This is a genomic window from Methanocrinis sp. (genome assembly GCF_049974945.1).
Taxonomy (GTDB): Archaea; Halobacteriota; Methanosarcinia; order Methanotrichales; family Methanotrichaceae; genus Methanocrinis.
Map to the genome: position 1 here is coordinate 1 of NZ_JBNGCU010000024.1, position 14151 is coordinate 14151.

The window sequence follows — 14151 nt, forward strand, 5'->3', positions numbered from 1 at the left end:
TCCAGAAGGCAGGCCATGATCATGTCGCCGGAGGCGCCCGAGGAGGGGTCGAAGAGGAGGACTCTCATGATGGGGTAGTAGCTCCTGCCTCGTTAAATAAAAATTGGTATTGGGTCCGGTTCAGGGGTGGCCGAAGATCCGATCCCGTTGAGGTTATCCGAGGTCCAAAAACCTCTCCACCACCCACCTGTTCCTCACCTCGGGGTGGAAGATGATCCCGTAGATCGGCCTTCCCGCGTGCTTGAAGGCCTCGATCTGGCCAGACCTTCCGGCCACCAGGTCGAAGCCCAAAGGAAGGGTGACCCCGAAGTTATGGAGATGGTAGCCCTCGATCTCGCGAGGCGGCCCCAGGAGGTCCGTCTCTTTGACGATCTCGATTCTCTCCAGGCCGATCTTGGGCTGAGGCACGATCCCGCCGCCGAAGACGGCAGCCACGACCTGCATTCCGGCGCAGATCGCGAGGAGCGGCTTTTCGATTCCATCGATCCAGGCGAAGAGGTCAATCCTTCGGGAATAGAGGTCGTCTTTGAGGGGCGTTCCGCAGAGTATGATCCGGTCGGACCACTCGATCAACTCTGGGGTCAGCTCGGAGAAGTGGACGACCTCGATCTCGGAGCCGGCCCGGCTCACGATCCCCGCGATCGGATCGACGAACTCGTACTTCGAGAGGGATTCTACCTCGCGGCATAGGTCGACTATGAGGATCATTTCTCCACCAGCCTCGCCTCCTCGATGGTGAGCTGGCCCCGGTAGTTCTCATAGGTCTTCGATGCTTTCAGGATCTCGATCCTCTTTCGAAATATGGGGCCGTCGAGGACGAAGGTCTCCAGCTCCCCGCCCTCTCCGGAGGGGTTTATGCCGTACATTTTCTGCAGGGCTTCGAGCTTTCTGATCAGAACATAGTCGATCCTGGCCCCCACCCACGACTCGTCCAGGGGGTAGGCGAAGACCCCGCTGACGATCACCTCAAAATCCTCTGAGACCAGCAGCTTCAGATACTCCAGCTGGTCGATCTGCCAGAGGGGGTTAAAGCACCAGAGGTCGAGGTCCCGGCAGATCCGTTGCACCCGGGCCGCCTGGTAGACCGACTCGATCGCCCCGGTGACCACCCCCTCGATCCCGCGCTTCTCCTTAGCCGTGGCGATGGCGTCCCGGAGGTCGGAGAGCTCCGCCTCCTCCTCCCCCAACGTCTGCCAGGTGAGCTGAGGAATATCGATCGCCTCAGCGATGAGGTCGGCCTTCCGGACGTTGGGGGTATGGAACATGTAGCTTTCGGGGTTCTCGGAGACGATAGTTATCAGAGAGACGACCGAGTCCGTCTCCATCGCCCTTTTGCACGCATAGACCGAGTCCTTGCCGCCGGAGAAGAGAACGCCGAGAAACACGTCCAAATGATCGGCCCCGGCGTCTAAAAAGGTGTTGGTGAATCGCACGGCCTGAATCTGCCGCATCCCCGTCCGCATCACTCATCGCGGAGAACTGTCTTCTCTCAGCATTAATCATTTATATCAAAGAATCATCTAGTCGAGAGGCGATGCGGGGCCGCACGCCGCATTATCATATGTGTCGGTAATTATATATCGCAGTTGCAGGACGGGTCGGCGGCGCGGATCGGACGAAGGGAGGCTTCGGGCGGTGCAGCAGGGTGCCGCACTTTCGCCGATGGAGGGAGGCTTCATGGACGATCTTCCGGGGGTGGCGAGAGTTTGAGCTCTCGCCTGAAAACCGGCTTGAAGGAAGGGCTCGCCCGAATGCCAGCGTGCGGTCGCCATAGCGTCAGGATGGGTTGAGATGTCGTCTTTATCGTCCAGGTTTGTTTCGGGAACCGAATATGAGTCTTACGAGGATTTTAATGATAATTTAAAGATAATTATTCCGGATAGCTTCAACTTCGCCTTCGACGTGGTGGACGTCTACGCGAGGGAGGACCCAGAGAAGATCGCACTTGTCTGGTGCAACGACCAGGGCGATGAGAAGATCCAGTCCTTCGGGGAGCTGAAACACGAAAGCGACAAGGCTGCAAACTTATTCAAAAAATGTGGGGTCAGAAAGGGGGATTGCGTTATGCTGACCCTCAAGGGGAGATACGACTTCTGGATCGCCATGGTGGGGCTCCACAAGATCGGGGCTGTGGCGATCCCGGCAACCCACATGCTTAGGGCGAAGGATATCGCATACCGGATAGATAAAGCAGACCTGAAGATGATCGTCACCATCGAGGAGGACGGCGTTCCCGACGAGGTCGACGCTGCCTGCGACGAGATCGATGGAGAAAAGCCCGTCAGGGCCCTGGTGGGCAAAGGAAAAGACAGGCCAGGCTGGCTGAACTTCAGAGAAGAGATTGAAAGATCCTCATCGGAGTTTGAGAGGCCCACGGGTGATGCAGCTACGAAGAAAGGGGACGTCCTCCTCGCCTACTTCACATCCGGCACCACCGGTTACCCCAAGATGGTGAAGCACGACCAGACCTACCCCCTCGGCCACATCCTGACCGCGAAGTTCTGGCAGAACGTCGTCGAGGACGGGCTCCACTACACCGTCGCCGATACCGGCTGGGCGAAGTGCGTCTGGGGCCAGATCTACGGCCAGTGGATTGCGGGCTCGGGGGTCTTCGCCTACGACTACGAGAGGTTCGACGCTGGCCGGATGATGGAGATGGCCACAAAATACGGGGTCACCACCTTCTGCGCGCCCCCCACCATCTATCGGTTCATGATAAAAGGGGATATGTCGAAGTACGACTTCTCTTCCCTCAAGTATGCCGTCACCGCCGGCGAGCCCCTCAATCCCACCGTCTACGACAAGTTCTTAGAAGCGACGGGCCTGCGGCTGATGGAGGGGTACGGCCAGACCGAGACGGTGGTGGCCATCGCCAACTTCCCCGGAATGGATCCTAAGCCCGGCTCGATGGGAAAACCCTCGCCAGGGTACGACATAGTCCTGGTGGACAGAGACGACCGGATCTGCGAGGTCGGAGAGGAGGGGGAGATCGTGATCAGGACCGACGAGGGAAAGCCTCCGGGCCTCTTCATCGACTACCACCTGGACCTCGAGAGGATGAGAAACACCTGGCACGACGACTACTACCACACCGGGGACACCGCCTGGATGGACGAGGACGGCTACTTCTGGTTCATCGGGAGGACCGACGATATGATAAAGAGCTCCGGATATCGGGTCGGCCCCTTCGAGGTGGAGAACGCCCTCATGAGTCACCCGGCGGTGATGGAGTGCGCCGTCACCGGTGTCGCCGACCCTCTCAGGGGGCAGGTGGTGAAGGCGACGATCGTCCTGACAGATGACTACAAGCCCTCCGACGACCTGAAGCTGGAGCTTCAAAACCACGTCAAGAAGGTGACGGCCCCTTACAAGTACCCGAGGATCATCGAGTTCGTGGAGGCCCTCCCCAAGACGATCAGCGGCAAGATAAGAAGGATCGAGATCAGAGAGAAGGACGAAACCCGGACCGAATGACGCCCGCCGAGAGTTTATAAATCTTGATGGAGATAACGAGGAGTGGAGGGGAGGTGTGAGGAGATGGCCTACTCTGTAAAGCTGATATCGATCGAGGAGAAGGGGGCGCTGGCGGAGCGGTACTCTCCAGAGGTCAGGTACGAGGTGAAGTCAGAGATCTACGGCTGCTGCGTCAAGCTCCTCACCGGGTCGAGAGAGGTGAAGGATCGGTGGGAGGAGAACTTCTACTTCATCTCCTCGAGCATCAGGTCCCACGCTCGGCTCTACGTCGTCTACGACCCCGCCGTTGCCGACGACCAGGTCCTCTACGACCCCCTGTCGAAGACCGCCTTCCTGGTGAACGTCGGATACTATGGCTGGATTAAGTCCCTCGCCCTCAGCGCCGCGGGAGACGTCCTGGAGGACGAGCACGGGATCTACTCGGTCCACGGAGCCTGCCTCGACCTTCGAGGGCGGGGGATCTGCATCCTCGGCGGGTCGGGTGCTGGGAAGACGACCCACACCTACGGCCTCCTCAGAAGGCCTGAGACGCGGGTCGTCTCCGACGACTGGTTCTTCGCCCGGATCTACGGCGACGACGTTCTCGCCTACGGCTCGGAGAAGAACTTCTACATCAGGGCGGAGCTCTCCAGCATCTGGAAGGAGTTCTCTGGCCTTGCCGATAAGGCCCACTTCGACGAGGAGGGAAGGGGGGTCGTCGACATCCGCCTGGCCATCGGCAAGGGCAGGATTCTTCCTCTGACCACCCTCGGCATGGTGGTCGTCCTGAAGCGGGATCCAGAAGATGGGGAGATCCAGAGGAGTCTTGAGCCGGAGGAGGCCCTCGCAATCCTGGAGGGAAGCGGCTACTACAATCCCCATTTTCTCGTGAGAAACGATTTCAAGCGGAGCCTTCGGAGCGGCTTCTTTTCTGCCCTCTTCTCCAGGGTTCCCGTCTTCATGGTGAATACCGTAGGTACGCCCGAGGAGAGCCAGAGGGCGATCGGGAAGTCGATCTCCGAAGGCCTTTGGCCAGCTCGGAGAGACGAGGAACTAAGTTGAGGTCAAAGAGAGCTAGGGCCTGACGTAGGCCCAGCCCTCGGTCTGTCTTTTCACCAGCTCTCCCGTCCCCGAGGGGACGACCTCGGCGATGGTTATGAACTCCTCCTCCTTCATCTTCAGGGCTCTGAGGCTCTTCGAGCAGAGGACGAAGCGGACGCCCTTTGCCGCCAGATCACCGACCTTATCGCGGTAGGGGCCGGCCTTGAGGAGGGCCTTGATCCCTTCAGAGTTTGTTACAAGCTCGATATCCACCTGGTCTTCGCCCAGCTCGGCCAGGAGGTTGTTCACGTTGTTCAGGGCGAGGTTTGCCCTCTCGATCTCGGTCAGATGGAAGACGGCCCGGTATCTCTTCATGACTAAATCCCCATAAATTTCGGTGATCTCAATTGGGGACCTCATCATTATTCTAATCTATCCTCACGATGAGATATAGATTTTATAGTCAAAATACTAAATGCAAAAAAGAGGAGGGTATGGGAGGGAGGATTGGCAGTCGACAACTGCCGTGAGTAACTACGGCATTTGTCTTATTTAAGAGTTTTGGTCCTGCGCGGCTCGGACGGTGAGCCGGGGATCCCCCTCCGATCCTGACCGATAGGTTGATCTTCGTTTCAGCTCACAACCATCACCGATGTCGTGCGAACTGGCGGTGATATTCGATGTTGCTGGCACCATGCTGGAGATGTACCGGGTTGCCAAAGACATCTCCAAAAACGTCCTCATGGTGGGAATAGTCACCACGGAGCTGGTCATGGAGAAGGGCGGGAGAGCTCTGGTGATACCTCAGCTTGATCCGGAGAAGGTGATGGGAACGGCTCCGCAGACGCCCCTGGGCATCTTCTTCCGGGATAGGGAGAAAGATATCAAGATCAGCTGCTCGAGCACGCCCGTATCTGAAGAAGAGGCGCTCTCGGTCCTCCTCTGCTCCGACGCCGAGGTGGCCGACCTCCAGGATACGCTGAAGGCGGTCTCTGCCCGCTGTCCGCAATTTTACTACACCACGGGGCTGATAGTTGACGTGGAGACGGGGAAGGTGACTCACTCCGTCAGTACCGGAGGCAGGCCCTTCCCGGCTCTGGAGGTCGTTTTGAAGGAGCTGGAGGGGATGGGCGCTGCGATCTACGTCGCCTCCGGAGACAGCATGAGAAGCCTCTCGAACCTCACCAGGTGCAGGGGGATAAAAGAGGAGCGTATATACCCCGCCTCCAAGCCGCGCCAGAAAGAGGAGATCGTAAAGAGCCTCAAGAACGACTATCGGCTGGTCGTCATGGTGGGAGATGGCCTAAACGATCGGTACGCTCTGGAGGCGGCAGATCTCGGGGTGCTCACGGTCCAGCAGGACAGCCGCCCGGGGACGGAGCTGATCGAGGCTGCGGATGAGGTCATCGACGACATAAGGAAGCTTCCAGGGCTGATAAGAGATCGGCTAAGAGGAGTCGACGCTTCCTGAGGTCGGACGGTCTTCATGCTATCATTGACGGAGAAGGCTCCTGAAATGTCCTGTTTTGGAGTCTTAGACAACAATAATCTCAAATATTAACAAAATTGCCGATTATGATCATCACATCTCGGAATTACCGGGCGATTTTTAAGATAACTATTTATACTTGAATCAAGATCACTATACGTAGCAGTCTTTTTGGGCCTCTGGATAGGGGGACAAGATATAAGGATAAAGGGCAGAGATTCAGATAAGGAGTATCGAAGTAATGTTTGAAGAGCTTTTGGAAGTTTATAAAGATAAAGTTGCGGAAAGCGAAAGAGAGCTCGAAGAGAACCAGGCGATGGTGGGTCTCATCATGGCCGTAGAAAATATGTCCAAGATGCTCAGCATGAAGCAGCAGGACGTCGATCTTTTGGGGAGGCTGATCGATCAGGTGGACCACCTATCAAAAGAGGTGGCGGATCTCAAGAGCCAGATGAAGACGAGACAGACCAGACCATCAGTCGCCCGGACCTCTAAGGTTGGCGAGGGAAACGCCCTCGACGGCCACACCGAGACCCTGATCGGCCTCATGAGGGAGAGGCCCGGAAGGTACACCACCAGCGAGCTGGTGGATATGCTGGGCCTGAACAAGACCACGGTGATAAGCGTGATGAAGCGAGCTGCCGAGATGGACCCATCTCACGTCAAGCTCACCCAGGGAAAGAGAAGAAAGCTCTATCTCTCCTATACCCCGGAAGATCAGGACCAGGGGGAGAGGACGGAGTCCGATTCTGATTCTGATGAGGCGGACAGGATGCGGCTTGAGCTGATGTCCATGACCTGATCTTCGTCTGGTGAACTTCGTCGATCGTCTGTTAACTTGAACTTTGAGCATCTGTCCATTCCGATCCACCGTCAATTCGAATCGACCGTCCAAACACCCACCAAAGTCGGTTCCGGTCCGCCGGTCCAGAACTTGCATAGCTGGTGCTTTGTATCTGGCTAGGTCTGAACTTCCACGCCGTCAAAGACCGGGTCAGCCCTCCGGTGTCTCGTCCAGGAGCCATCTCACAAATCGGAAGGCTATCTGGTATGCCCTCTCTATCTCCCGGAGCATTACAATGTCGGCCTCCACCTCGAAGTCGAGATGCTCCTCCAGCCTGTCCAGGTCCAGACCCTCAAGATCGTCGGGGTAGCCTCCATTCTCCACCTCGTAGGCTATCCGTCCGAAGGCCGGGGCCAACCACAGACAGAGCCGACCCTGATCTTCTGTCCACTCTTCGGACAGTATCTTCTTCATCTCCTCGGTCATGACCCGATCGTTGAAGGTCCAGAGGTCACAGGAGGGCTCGCCGCCCTCGACCGGCCTGCTGACCATAATCCCCTCCTTCAGTACTTGAAGCAACCTATCTTTCCTCGTCGGCACGCAGAAACCTCCCGGCCCGTAAAGGACGCTGTCTTTGGATCCGATCTCGGGGGGATATAAATTTTCGTCGATGAGGGATGGACGGATCGGGCAAATGGATCGGGTAAATATAAGGCAGAATAGAGCATCTCTCCCTCAATCGTCAAGGAGGTATTGGAACGATCGATGTGAAGGCCTTTCTGATCGACCTCGACGGCGTCCTTTACGTGGACAGGACCCCGATCGAGGGGGCGAAGGAGACGGTGGCGATGCTGGAGGAGAGGGGATACCGATACCGGTTCGTCTCTAACACCACCTCGAAGTGCAGGAGTACCCTCGTCCGGTTCCTCGGCGAGATGGGCTTTGAGATACCTGAGGAGCGCATATTCACCCCCGCGATCGCCGCCGCCGAGCGGATCCGGTCGGAGAAGGACAACAGGTGCTTCCTCCTCACAAGGCGGGACGTACGAAGAGACTTCCAGGAGGCGGGCGTTCCTCTGGCCGAGGAGGAGGTGGACTTCGTGGTGGTGGGGGACGCAGAGACGGACTTCACCTTCGAGCGGCTGAACAGGGCCTTCCGGCTGGTGATGGACGGGGCCGAGATCATCGCCCTGGAGAAGGACCGGTACTGGATGGGCTCCGACGGCCTCTACCTCTCGGCGGGCCCCTTCGTCTCTGCTCTCGAGTATGCCACCGGGACCCTGGCCGAGGTGGTGGGAAAGCCGTCTCCGGAGTTCTTCGAGACCGCCCTCAAAGATCTCGGCGCCTCGCCCGAGGAGACGGCCATGATCGGAGACGACATAAATTCCGACGTCGGCGGGGCTCAGAACGTGGATATGATGGGGATTTTGGTCAGGACCGGAAAGTACAGGGAGGATGTGGTGGAGTACTCCAACGTCATCCCCGACCTCATCCTCGAATCGATCTCAGAGCTGAGGGAGCATCTTTGAAGAGATCGCCCAGATCCGGCCCGAAGGAGGATGAGAAGACCGTAGCTTGGCCCCTCCCCGGGGACCGGATCCGAAGGGTTCCTCTGCCGGGATCGCCCGGCTCCTTCGGTGAGGACCGGGGAGACCGGCGCCACTGCGGCATCGACCTTTACGCCGCCCCGGGCTCGAAGGCGGTCTCGATCGAGGACGCCGTCGTGGTTGAGGTGGGAACCTTCACCACCCCCCAGACCGTCCCCTACTGGAACGAGACCTTCTACGTCGTCGTAGAGAACGAGGACGGCTCCTTCGTGAAGTTCGCGGAGCTTGAGGCGGTCGATGTGAAGCCCGGCGACCGCCTCAGCGCCGGCGATAAGGTGGGAGAGGTCGGAATGGTCCTGAACGCCGAGAGGATCGGCGAAGAGGCGCCAGAGTACATCAGAGGCCTGAAAGAGAGGGGGAGGCCGAGCATGCTCCACCTGGAGCTCTACGAATCCAGGCCCGAGGCTCCGGATAAATACCTGGGAGGAAACTGGTTTGGCCAGGGAGGACCAAAGGGACTTCTGGATCCCACCGACCGGCTCCTCGCCGCTTCGCGATCAGACCGTTGACCTCGACCTAGGAGCAGAGCTCGCAAGTAGCCCGAGGATTCGCGGGCTCAGTCGAGCAAGACCAGCCCGAAGAGAGCGACCCCCTTCGAGTAGGAGTCGAGGACCGAAAGCTCGTATCCGGCCCTCTCCAGGGTCCCGAAGACGTCTATCCCGCAGGCCTCCATCGAGGGCCTAACCTTCTCCTTGTGCCTGCAGTTTCGGGCCTCGAAGGAATCGATCGTCTCCTTCTCCTCGGGGATGCAGGTGGCGCAGAAGGTGCAGGGGAGGGCGTTGAACCCGAAGGCCTTGTAGTAGCCTGCGAGGAAGGCGCACCTCTCCAGCTGGAATACCGTCTCGTGGACGGCGTTGATCGAGTCCCAGAGGTGGTGGTGGATATGCTCGGCCGAGATCCCGGGGTCGGGCTCCGCCTCGAAGCGGGCGACGATCCCGACTGTGTACTCCTCCAGCACCTTTCGCGTCTCCTCCGGCGTCGGCGAGTAGGGCGGGCATCCCAGGTGCTTTCCGTAAGCCTTGCAGCCATACCTGCACTTCAGCCTCACCCAGTTGGCCACCACCACATCTTCCGCGGTGATGGGCGAGATCTCCGGGTGGATCTCCTTCAGCTTTTCCAGGAGCTCATCGAGGTCGATCTTCTTTGTCATTCTAGATCTCGGTCAGAGGTCTATCGTACTGCGGATGCTATCCGGAAGATCGTGAAGGTTCGTCCTCACCGGCCTTCCGTAGTGCTGGGCCAGAATCCAGGGGTCGTCCGAGTAGAAGGGGTACATGTAATCCAAAGGCGCATTTGTGTAGTTTATCTGCTCGGGGGGGCCGAGAGGCTCTGCTCCCAGCCATCCGATCCCGGCGTAATCGATCTCCTCGGTGTTGTTCTCGACCGGCTCCAGGGTGGAGTTGACCAACTGCTTTCCGATGGGGGCCCCACCCCAGCTCCACAGGCCGCTTTCGTTCTCCTCGGAGCTGACTTCAGGCTGATAGGGGAGGTTCTCGAGCCAGGCCGTTCCGAAGTCTCCGCCGACCTTCAGCGGATCAGCGCAGAAGGCGGCGGTGCTGACCGTTACAAGGGCCAGAAATGACAAAATTATAACAGTTCTCATGATGAATCCCCACTTTTACCCTTTAATGCTGAGCATTGGTCTCCCTCATGATAAAAGCCTTTCGAGATAAGGCTTTTCGAGATCCGAAGGCTCTTCTGCCTATTCTTTATCCTTGATATGGAGATGATCACTCGATCTTTCTTGCCGCCACCTCGATCGCCCGGACCAGGCTGTCCTTCGGGATTATGGTGGCCACGGGGATCGAGAGGAGCTTCTCCACGGTGGGGCTTACTATGGGGGCGCAGACCAGGGCCGCAGCCCCGTCCCTCTCCGCCCGGACGGCGGCCACGATCGCCTCCTCGATGTTGGTGGCCGAGTACTCCCGGAGGACCAGGAGGCGGTCGCCGATCCTCATCCTCTTCTCCTTGATCTCGTCGAGGACCGGGCGAGCCGCGATGACGGCGATGAAGCCTCTATCGCCCCCCTCGATCTCCCTTATGGTCTTCACGATCTGCCGTAGGGTGGTTATGTTCGGCTCCCGGTGGCCGGACATGATCTTGTAGAGGGTGGACTGGGGTATGGCGGAGATCCTGCTGAACTCTCTCGCGCTCAGGTCCAGCTCCGAGAGGACCTCCTTCAGCGAGTCCCGGAGATTCTCATCGGAGATGAAGGCGGCTCTCATCAATCTCTCCGCGTATGTCATCTTATTGTAGAATATCTTTCGAATATTAGTACTTTTGGGATTATATATCGTTCTGGTCGGAAAATGCTATATACGGACCTTTCTCTCCCTCCGGTGGTGATGATATTTGAGGAGAGATTTTCTTATCGCAGCCCTCGCCGTCGGCCTGGCGGTGCTGGTCGCTCTCGGCTGTATCGGCACCGAGGAGGAGAAGATCACGACCTTGCGGATCGGCTATCAGCCCAGCACCCACCAGATCGCCGAGATGGTGGCGATGGAGGAGGGGTGGTGGCTCTCTGACCTCTCGCCCTTCGGGATAGAGGAGGTCAAGGACTTCGAGTTCCCCTCGGGCCCCCCTGAGATGCAGGCGATGCTTGGAGGAAACCTGGACATAGCCTACGTGGGCGCAGCCCCGCCGATCAGCGCCATCGCCCAGGGTCTTGAGGCCAAGATCGTGGCCGCGGTCCAGAAGAACGGATCTGACCTGGTCGTCAGCCCCGGCGTGGTGTACGAAGGGCCCGAGTCCCTGGTGGGGCTGAAGGTCGCCACCTTCCCTCCAGGATCGATCCAGGACACCGTCTTCAAGAAGTGGCTCCAGGATAACGGGGTCGACCCCGCGGAGATCGATATAAAGTCTATGGGCCCCGGTGACGCCACCACCGCCATCTCGGCCAGAAGGGTCGACGCCGTATTCCTGCCCCACCCATCGCCATCCATCATCGAGCTCGAGGGGAAGGGAAGATCGGTCGTCGCCTCCGGCGAGATGTGGCCCGACCACGCCTGCTGCTGCCTGGTGGTCAGCGACGAGCTCTTGAGAGAGGAGCCAGAGCTGGTGGAGCAGATAGTGAGGACCCACATCAGGGCCACAGAGTACATCAACGAGAACCCCGAGAGGGCGGCCGAGATATACTCTGCCAAGACCGGCCAGAACCTGACCATGGTCCAGCACTCCATCGAGAACTGGGACGGCGCCTGGATCAGCGATCCCCACGAGATCATTCCATCGGTAGTCGAGTACGCCAGGGTCGATTACGAGCTCGGATACACCGGAGACGAGCTTCTGACCGAGGAGGACCTCTTCGAGACGAGCTTCTACGACAGGGTTGTGAGCTGAAACGGGAACGGAAACGAGAGAAAGGACGTGGATACGAATGAGAATGGGGGCGGATTGGAGTTGACGTTCACCAAGAGAGCGAGAGATGAGCTGGCAGCGCACGGCGTCGAGACCCTCTCGGTGATGGGACTGGTCATCGTCTGGCAGATTCTGGCGATGGTCATCGACGACCCGTTGAAGCTTCCGAGCTTCCTCCAGGTGGCCGAGGCGCTGCTGCGCCAGTGGCCGACGATCCTCCGGGTGGACCTGCCGGTGAGCCTGATCCACTTCGCCTTGGGCATGGGGGCGGGGCTTCTGGTGGCCCTCCCCATAGGGATGTCCATGGGCTGGTCCAGGGTCGCGGACAGAGTCTTCGATCCCATAGTGGAGCTGATCAGACCGATCCCGCCCCTGGCCTGGATACCCTTCGCCATCATCTGGTTCGGCCTGACTCCCCAGGCCGCGGGGTTCATCGTCTTCGTGGGGGCCGTATTCCCGATCCTGATCAACTCCTACGTCGGCTTTCGGTCCGTTCCTCGGGTCTACGTGGAGTCGGCGATGGTCCTGGGATGCACGCGGAGCCTCGACCTGATCAGGTACGTCGCCTTCCCCTCGGCCCTCCCCTCCATCGCCGCGGGGATCAGGATCGCCATGGGGATCGCCTGGATGTGCATCGTCGCCGCCGAGATGTTCGGGGCGAGCACCAGGAGCGGTCTCGGCTACCGGCTCTGGGACTACTACTCCCTGCACATGATGGACCTGGTCTTCCTCTACATGATCGTCCTGGGCCTCTTGGGCCTTCTCATCGACCGGACCTTCAGGTATGTCGTCCAGGAGAAGCTCCTCCGCTGGCAGGAGGGGCTGAGACAGAGCTAAGGCGAGCTTGCGCCGTCTCTCGCCTTCTCTGCCTCCTCTCCTTCCTCTCCTTACTCTCTCGGACCCGAAATCTTCATTTTTCCGATCTTTCTTCGCGCATCGGTCGCCAGGATAATTAAGCCAGAGCTCGTTTCTATCGACGGAAGTGAGATCTATGCTGATATCTACGACCCCAAACGTAGAAGGGAGACGGATCGTGAAGTACTTCGGGATCGTGAGCGGTGAGGCGATACTGGGCGCAAACCTGTTCAAGGACCTCTTCGCCGGGATAAGAGACATCGTCGGCGGAAGGTCCGGAGCCTACGAGAAAGAGCTGCGCCGCGCCAAGGAGATCGCCCTCCAGGATATGGAGGAGGAGGCGAAGAGGCTCGGGGCCAACGCCGTCCTCAGCGTCGACCTGGACTACGAGACCCTGGGCCAGAACGGCGGGATGCTGATGGTCTCCGCCAGCGGGACCGCGGTCCTGATGGAGTGAGGGAGGGTTTCAGGGGAGCTCCAGGGTCCCCGCGATCCGAAGCTTGCTCCCCTCCAGCTGGTGGATGACGGCCCGATCGCCGGGCCGGTAGACCAGGGGCTTCTCCAGCTCCAGGCCGAGGAGGGGGCGTCTCCAGTCCTCTCCCGCCTGGACCGAGGCGACCCTCGCCGGGACGAACTGCATCCAGTGGCCCAGGTGAAGAACCATCCCCTCCTTGAGGGGCGCGGGCCAGTAGGGGATCAGCTCCGCCCGAGCCGATAGGCTCGATTCCGACTTTAGGGAGTCGTCGCTCGCCAGGACGTCGCCTCTGTCCAGCTCCTCGGCGTCGATGTTCTTGAGGGCGATCCCCGCCCTGTCCCCCGACCGGGCCCAGTCGAAGTCGTCGTCGTGCTTCTGGATCGATCTGACCATGGCGGTCCTCTCGCCCGGAAGGACCCTCAGGGTCTCGTGCTTTCTTACTACGCCTCTGGTCATGGTCCCGAGGATGACGGTCCCTATCCCCCGGACGTTGAAGAAGTGGTCGACTGGGATCGCGCCCCCCTTCTCTTCGGGGGCGGGCGGCTCCTCCGCCAGCCGGTCGGCCTCGGAGAGGAGCCTCTCCCGGAGGGCGATGGGGTCGTCGTCGATCTGCTCGTACCCTTCTAGGACCGTCCCTTTGGCGATGGGCACGATCCGGCCCGGATCGATGTAGTTACGGAGGATGATGTACCCCTCATCTATCCCCAGGGCCTGGAGCATGATCACAGACTCGCCGAAGGCCGCGTCGATCGCGTCGACGACCAGGATCGCCTTCCGAGCGAGGGATGCCGCGAAGAAGAGGGGTGCGAGCCTCTCCGGGTACCGTGTGGGCTCGATGATGGTGACGGTGCTCTCGCCCCGTTTCAGGTTGTAGAAGGTGATGTCGGTGGAGGTGCCCTTCTTTCCCACCTCTTTTGCGTAGCCGGGGGGGCCGAAGACCGCCACGTTCAGATTTGCCATAGATGGGCGAAGACGGCATCTCGGATAATAGGCTTTGCGGTGGCAGGCAGGGTTTTCTGATGCCTCCCTCGACATCCCTTTATCTTCGATGGATCTACACCAGCCCAGGGGGATCTCAAGAGGGTGTGCG

The 14151-nt window shown here is 59.3% G+C and carries 17 protein-coding genes; 9 read left to right on the forward strand and 8 right to left on the reverse strand.

What is annotated here, in order from left to right:
• Positions 1-153: 153 nt before the first annotated feature.
• Together ACP5EL_RS03820 and ACP5EL_RS03825 are read right to left on the reverse strand one after the other, a co-directional pair.
• Positions 154-708 carry a type 1 glutamine amidotransferase gene (locus tag ACP5EL_RS03820; protein WP_428401138.1) on the reverse strand — a complete coding sequence of 185 codons (555 nt, stop codon included), beginning with the start codon at positions 706-708 and terminating at the stop codon, positions 154-156.
• A complete protein-coding gene (locus tag ACP5EL_RS03825) occupies positions 705-1385 on the reverse strand; it encodes a diphthine--ammonia ligase (protein ID WP_428401139.1) in 681 nt (226 codons plus the stop codon). The genes ACP5EL_RS03820 and ACP5EL_RS03825 overlap by 4 nt, the downstream gene beginning before the upstream one ends.
• Before the next feature lie 406 nt (positions 1386-1791).
• Here ACP5EL_RS03825 and ACP5EL_RS03830 point away from each other — a divergent pair, with 406 nt between their 5' ends.
• Positions 1792-3474 carry an AMP-binding protein gene (locus ACP5EL_RS03830; RefSeq protein WP_428401140.1) on the forward strand — a complete coding sequence of 561 codons (1683 nt, stop codon included), beginning with the start codon at positions 1792-1794 and terminating at the stop codon, positions 3472-3474.
• Positions 3475-3537: 63 nt separating this feature from the next.
• Positions 3538-4515 carry an HPr kinase/phosphorylase gene (locus ACP5EL_RS03835; protein WP_428401142.1) on the forward strand — a complete coding sequence of 326 codons (978 nt, stop codon included), beginning with the start codon at positions 3538-3540 and terminating at the stop codon, positions 4513-4515.
• Positions 4516-4527: 12 nt separating this feature from the next.
• On the opposite strand, the gene ACP5EL_RS03840 is transcribed toward ACP5EL_RS03835, so the two are convergent.
• On the reverse strand, positions 4528-4869 hold the full coding sequence (locus tag ACP5EL_RS03840) for a DsrE family protein (RefSeq protein WP_428401143.1): 342 nt from the start codon (positions 4867-4869) through the stop codon (positions 4528-4530).
• 277 nt (positions 4870-5146) lie between these two features.
• On the opposite strand from ACP5EL_RS03840, the gene ACP5EL_RS03845 reads away from it, so the two are divergent.
• Together ACP5EL_RS03845 and ACP5EL_RS03850 are read left to right on the forward strand one after the other, a co-directional pair.
• Complete coding sequence (locus ACP5EL_RS03845; protein WP_428401144.1) at positions 5147-5965, forward strand: HAD family hydrolase; 819 nt, start codon at positions 5147-5149, stop codon at positions 5963-5965.
• A gap of 259 nt (positions 5966-6224) precedes the next feature.
• Positions 6225-6785, forward strand: a complete 561-nt coding sequence (locus ACP5EL_RS03850; protein WP_428401145.1) for a hypothetical protein — start codon at positions 6225-6227, stop codon at positions 6783-6785.
• A gap of 192 nt (positions 6786-6977) precedes the next feature.
• Here ACP5EL_RS03850 and ACP5EL_RS03855 read toward each other — a convergent pair whose 3' ends face one another.
• Positions 6978-7346: a hypothetical protein gene (locus ACP5EL_RS03855; protein WP_428401146.1), complete on the reverse strand. Its 369-nt coding sequence runs from the start codon at positions 7344-7346 to the stop codon at positions 6978-6980.
• 188 nt (positions 7347-7534) lie between these two features.
• Here ACP5EL_RS03855 and ACP5EL_RS03860 point away from each other — a divergent pair, with 188 nt between their 5' ends.
• A complete protein-coding gene (locus ACP5EL_RS03860; protein ID WP_428401147.1) occupies positions 7535-8296 on the forward strand; it encodes a TIGR01458 family HAD-type hydrolase in 762 nt (253 codons plus the stop codon).
• Positions 8293-8883 (forward strand): M23 family metallopeptidase, encoded by a 591-nt coding sequence (locus ACP5EL_RS03865; protein ID WP_428401148.1) that lies wholly within the window; start codon positions 8293-8295, stop codon positions 8881-8883. Before ACP5EL_RS03860 ends, ACP5EL_RS03865 begins: the two co-directional genes overlap by 4 nt.
• A 47-nt stretch (positions 8884-8930) precedes the next feature.
• Here the strand turns inward: ACP5EL_RS03865 and ACP5EL_RS03870 are convergent, their stop codons facing one another.
• The 3 genes from ACP5EL_RS03870 to ACP5EL_RS03880 form a co-directional block, all read right to left on the reverse strand.
• The gene (locus tag ACP5EL_RS03870) at positions 8931-9524 is read right to left on the reverse strand and encodes a DUF2284 domain-containing protein (protein ID WP_428401149.1); all 594 of its coding nucleotides are present in this window, start codon (positions 9522-9524) and stop codon (positions 8931-8933) included.
• Between the two features lie 12 nt (positions 9525-9536).
• Positions 9537-9959, reverse strand: a complete 423-nt coding sequence (locus ACP5EL_RS03875; RefSeq protein WP_428401150.1) for a hypothetical protein — start codon at positions 9957-9959, stop codon at positions 9537-9539.
• A gap of 145 nt (positions 9960-10104) precedes the next feature.
• Positions 10105-10620, reverse strand: a complete 516-nt coding sequence (locus tag ACP5EL_RS03880) for a helix-turn-helix domain-containing protein (protein WP_428401152.1) — start codon at positions 10618-10620, stop codon at positions 10105-10107.
• Between the two features lie 106 nt (positions 10621-10726).
• Between ACP5EL_RS03880 and ACP5EL_RS03885 the strand changes: the two genes are divergently transcribed.
• The 3 genes from ACP5EL_RS03885 (at position 10727) to ACP5EL_RS03895 (ending at position 13043) form a co-directional block, all read left to right on the forward strand.
• On the forward strand, positions 10727-11713 hold the full coding sequence (locus tag ACP5EL_RS03885) for an ABC transporter substrate-binding protein (RefSeq protein ID WP_428401153.1): 987 nt from the start codon (positions 10727-10729) through the stop codon (positions 11711-11713).
• A 54-nt stretch (positions 11714-11767) separates the two neighbouring features.
• Positions 11768-12568 carry an ABC transporter permease gene (locus ACP5EL_RS03890; RefSeq protein ID WP_428401154.1) on the forward strand — a complete coding sequence of 267 codons (801 nt, stop codon included), beginning with the start codon at positions 11768-11770 and terminating at the stop codon, positions 12566-12568.
• Between the two features lie 154 nt (positions 12569-12722).
• Positions 12723-13043: a heavy metal-binding domain-containing protein gene (locus tag ACP5EL_RS03895; RefSeq protein ID WP_428401155.1), complete on the forward strand. Its 321-nt coding sequence runs from the start codon at positions 12723-12725 to the stop codon at positions 13041-13043.
• A gap of 9 nt (positions 13044-13052) precedes the next feature.
• On the opposite strand, the gene ACP5EL_RS03900 is transcribed toward ACP5EL_RS03895, so the two are convergent.
• The gene (locus tag ACP5EL_RS03900) at positions 13053-14021 is read right to left on the reverse strand and encodes an EF-Tu/IF-2/RF-3 family GTPase (RefSeq protein ID WP_428401156.1); all 969 of its coding nucleotides are present in this window, start codon (positions 14019-14021) and stop codon (positions 13053-13055) included.
• Positions 14022-14151 lie beyond the last annotated feature (130 nt).

Excerpts from the sequence above, each read along its gene's own strand:
- ACP5EL_RS03840 (WP_428401143.1), bottom strand. The coding sequence starts at position 4,869 with ATGAAGAGATACCGGGCCGTCTTCCATCTGACCGAGATCGAGAGGGCA.
- ACP5EL_RS03880 (WP_428401152.1), bottom strand. The coding sequence starts at position 10,620 with ATGACATACGCGGAGAGATTGATGAGAGCCGCCTTCATCTCCGATGAG.
- ACP5EL_RS03900 (WP_428401156.1), bottom strand. The coding sequence starts at position 14,021 with ATGGCAAATCTGAACGTGGCGGTCTTCGGCCCCCCCGGCTACGCAAAA.
- ACP5EL_RS03820 (WP_428401138.1), bottom strand. The coding sequence starts at position 708 with ATGATCCTCATAGTCGACCTATGCCGCGAGGTAGAATCCCTCTCGAAG.
- ACP5EL_RS03870 (WP_428401149.1), bottom strand. The coding sequence starts at position 9,524 with ATGACAAAGAAGATCGACCTCGATGAGCTCCTGGAAAAGCTGAAGGAG.
- ACP5EL_RS03895 (WP_428401155.1), top strand. The coding sequence starts at position 12,723 with ATGCTGATATCTACGACCCCAAACGTAGAAGGGAGACGGATCGTGAAG.
- ACP5EL_RS03830 (WP_428401140.1), top strand. The coding sequence starts at position 1,792 with ATGTCGTCTTTATCGTCCAGGTTTGTTTCGGGAACCGAATATGAGTCT.
- ACP5EL_RS03845 (WP_428401144.1), top strand. The coding sequence starts at position 5,147 with ATGTCGTGCGAACTGGCGGTGATATTCGATGTTGCTGGCACCATGCTG.
- ACP5EL_RS03850 (WP_428401145.1), top strand. The coding sequence starts at position 6,225 with ATGTTTGAAGAGCTTTTGGAAGTTTATAAAGATAAAGTTGCGGAAAGC.
- ACP5EL_RS03835 (WP_428401142.1), top strand. The coding sequence starts at position 3,538 with ATGGCCTACTCTGTAAAGCTGATATCGATCGAGGAGAAGGGGGCGCTG.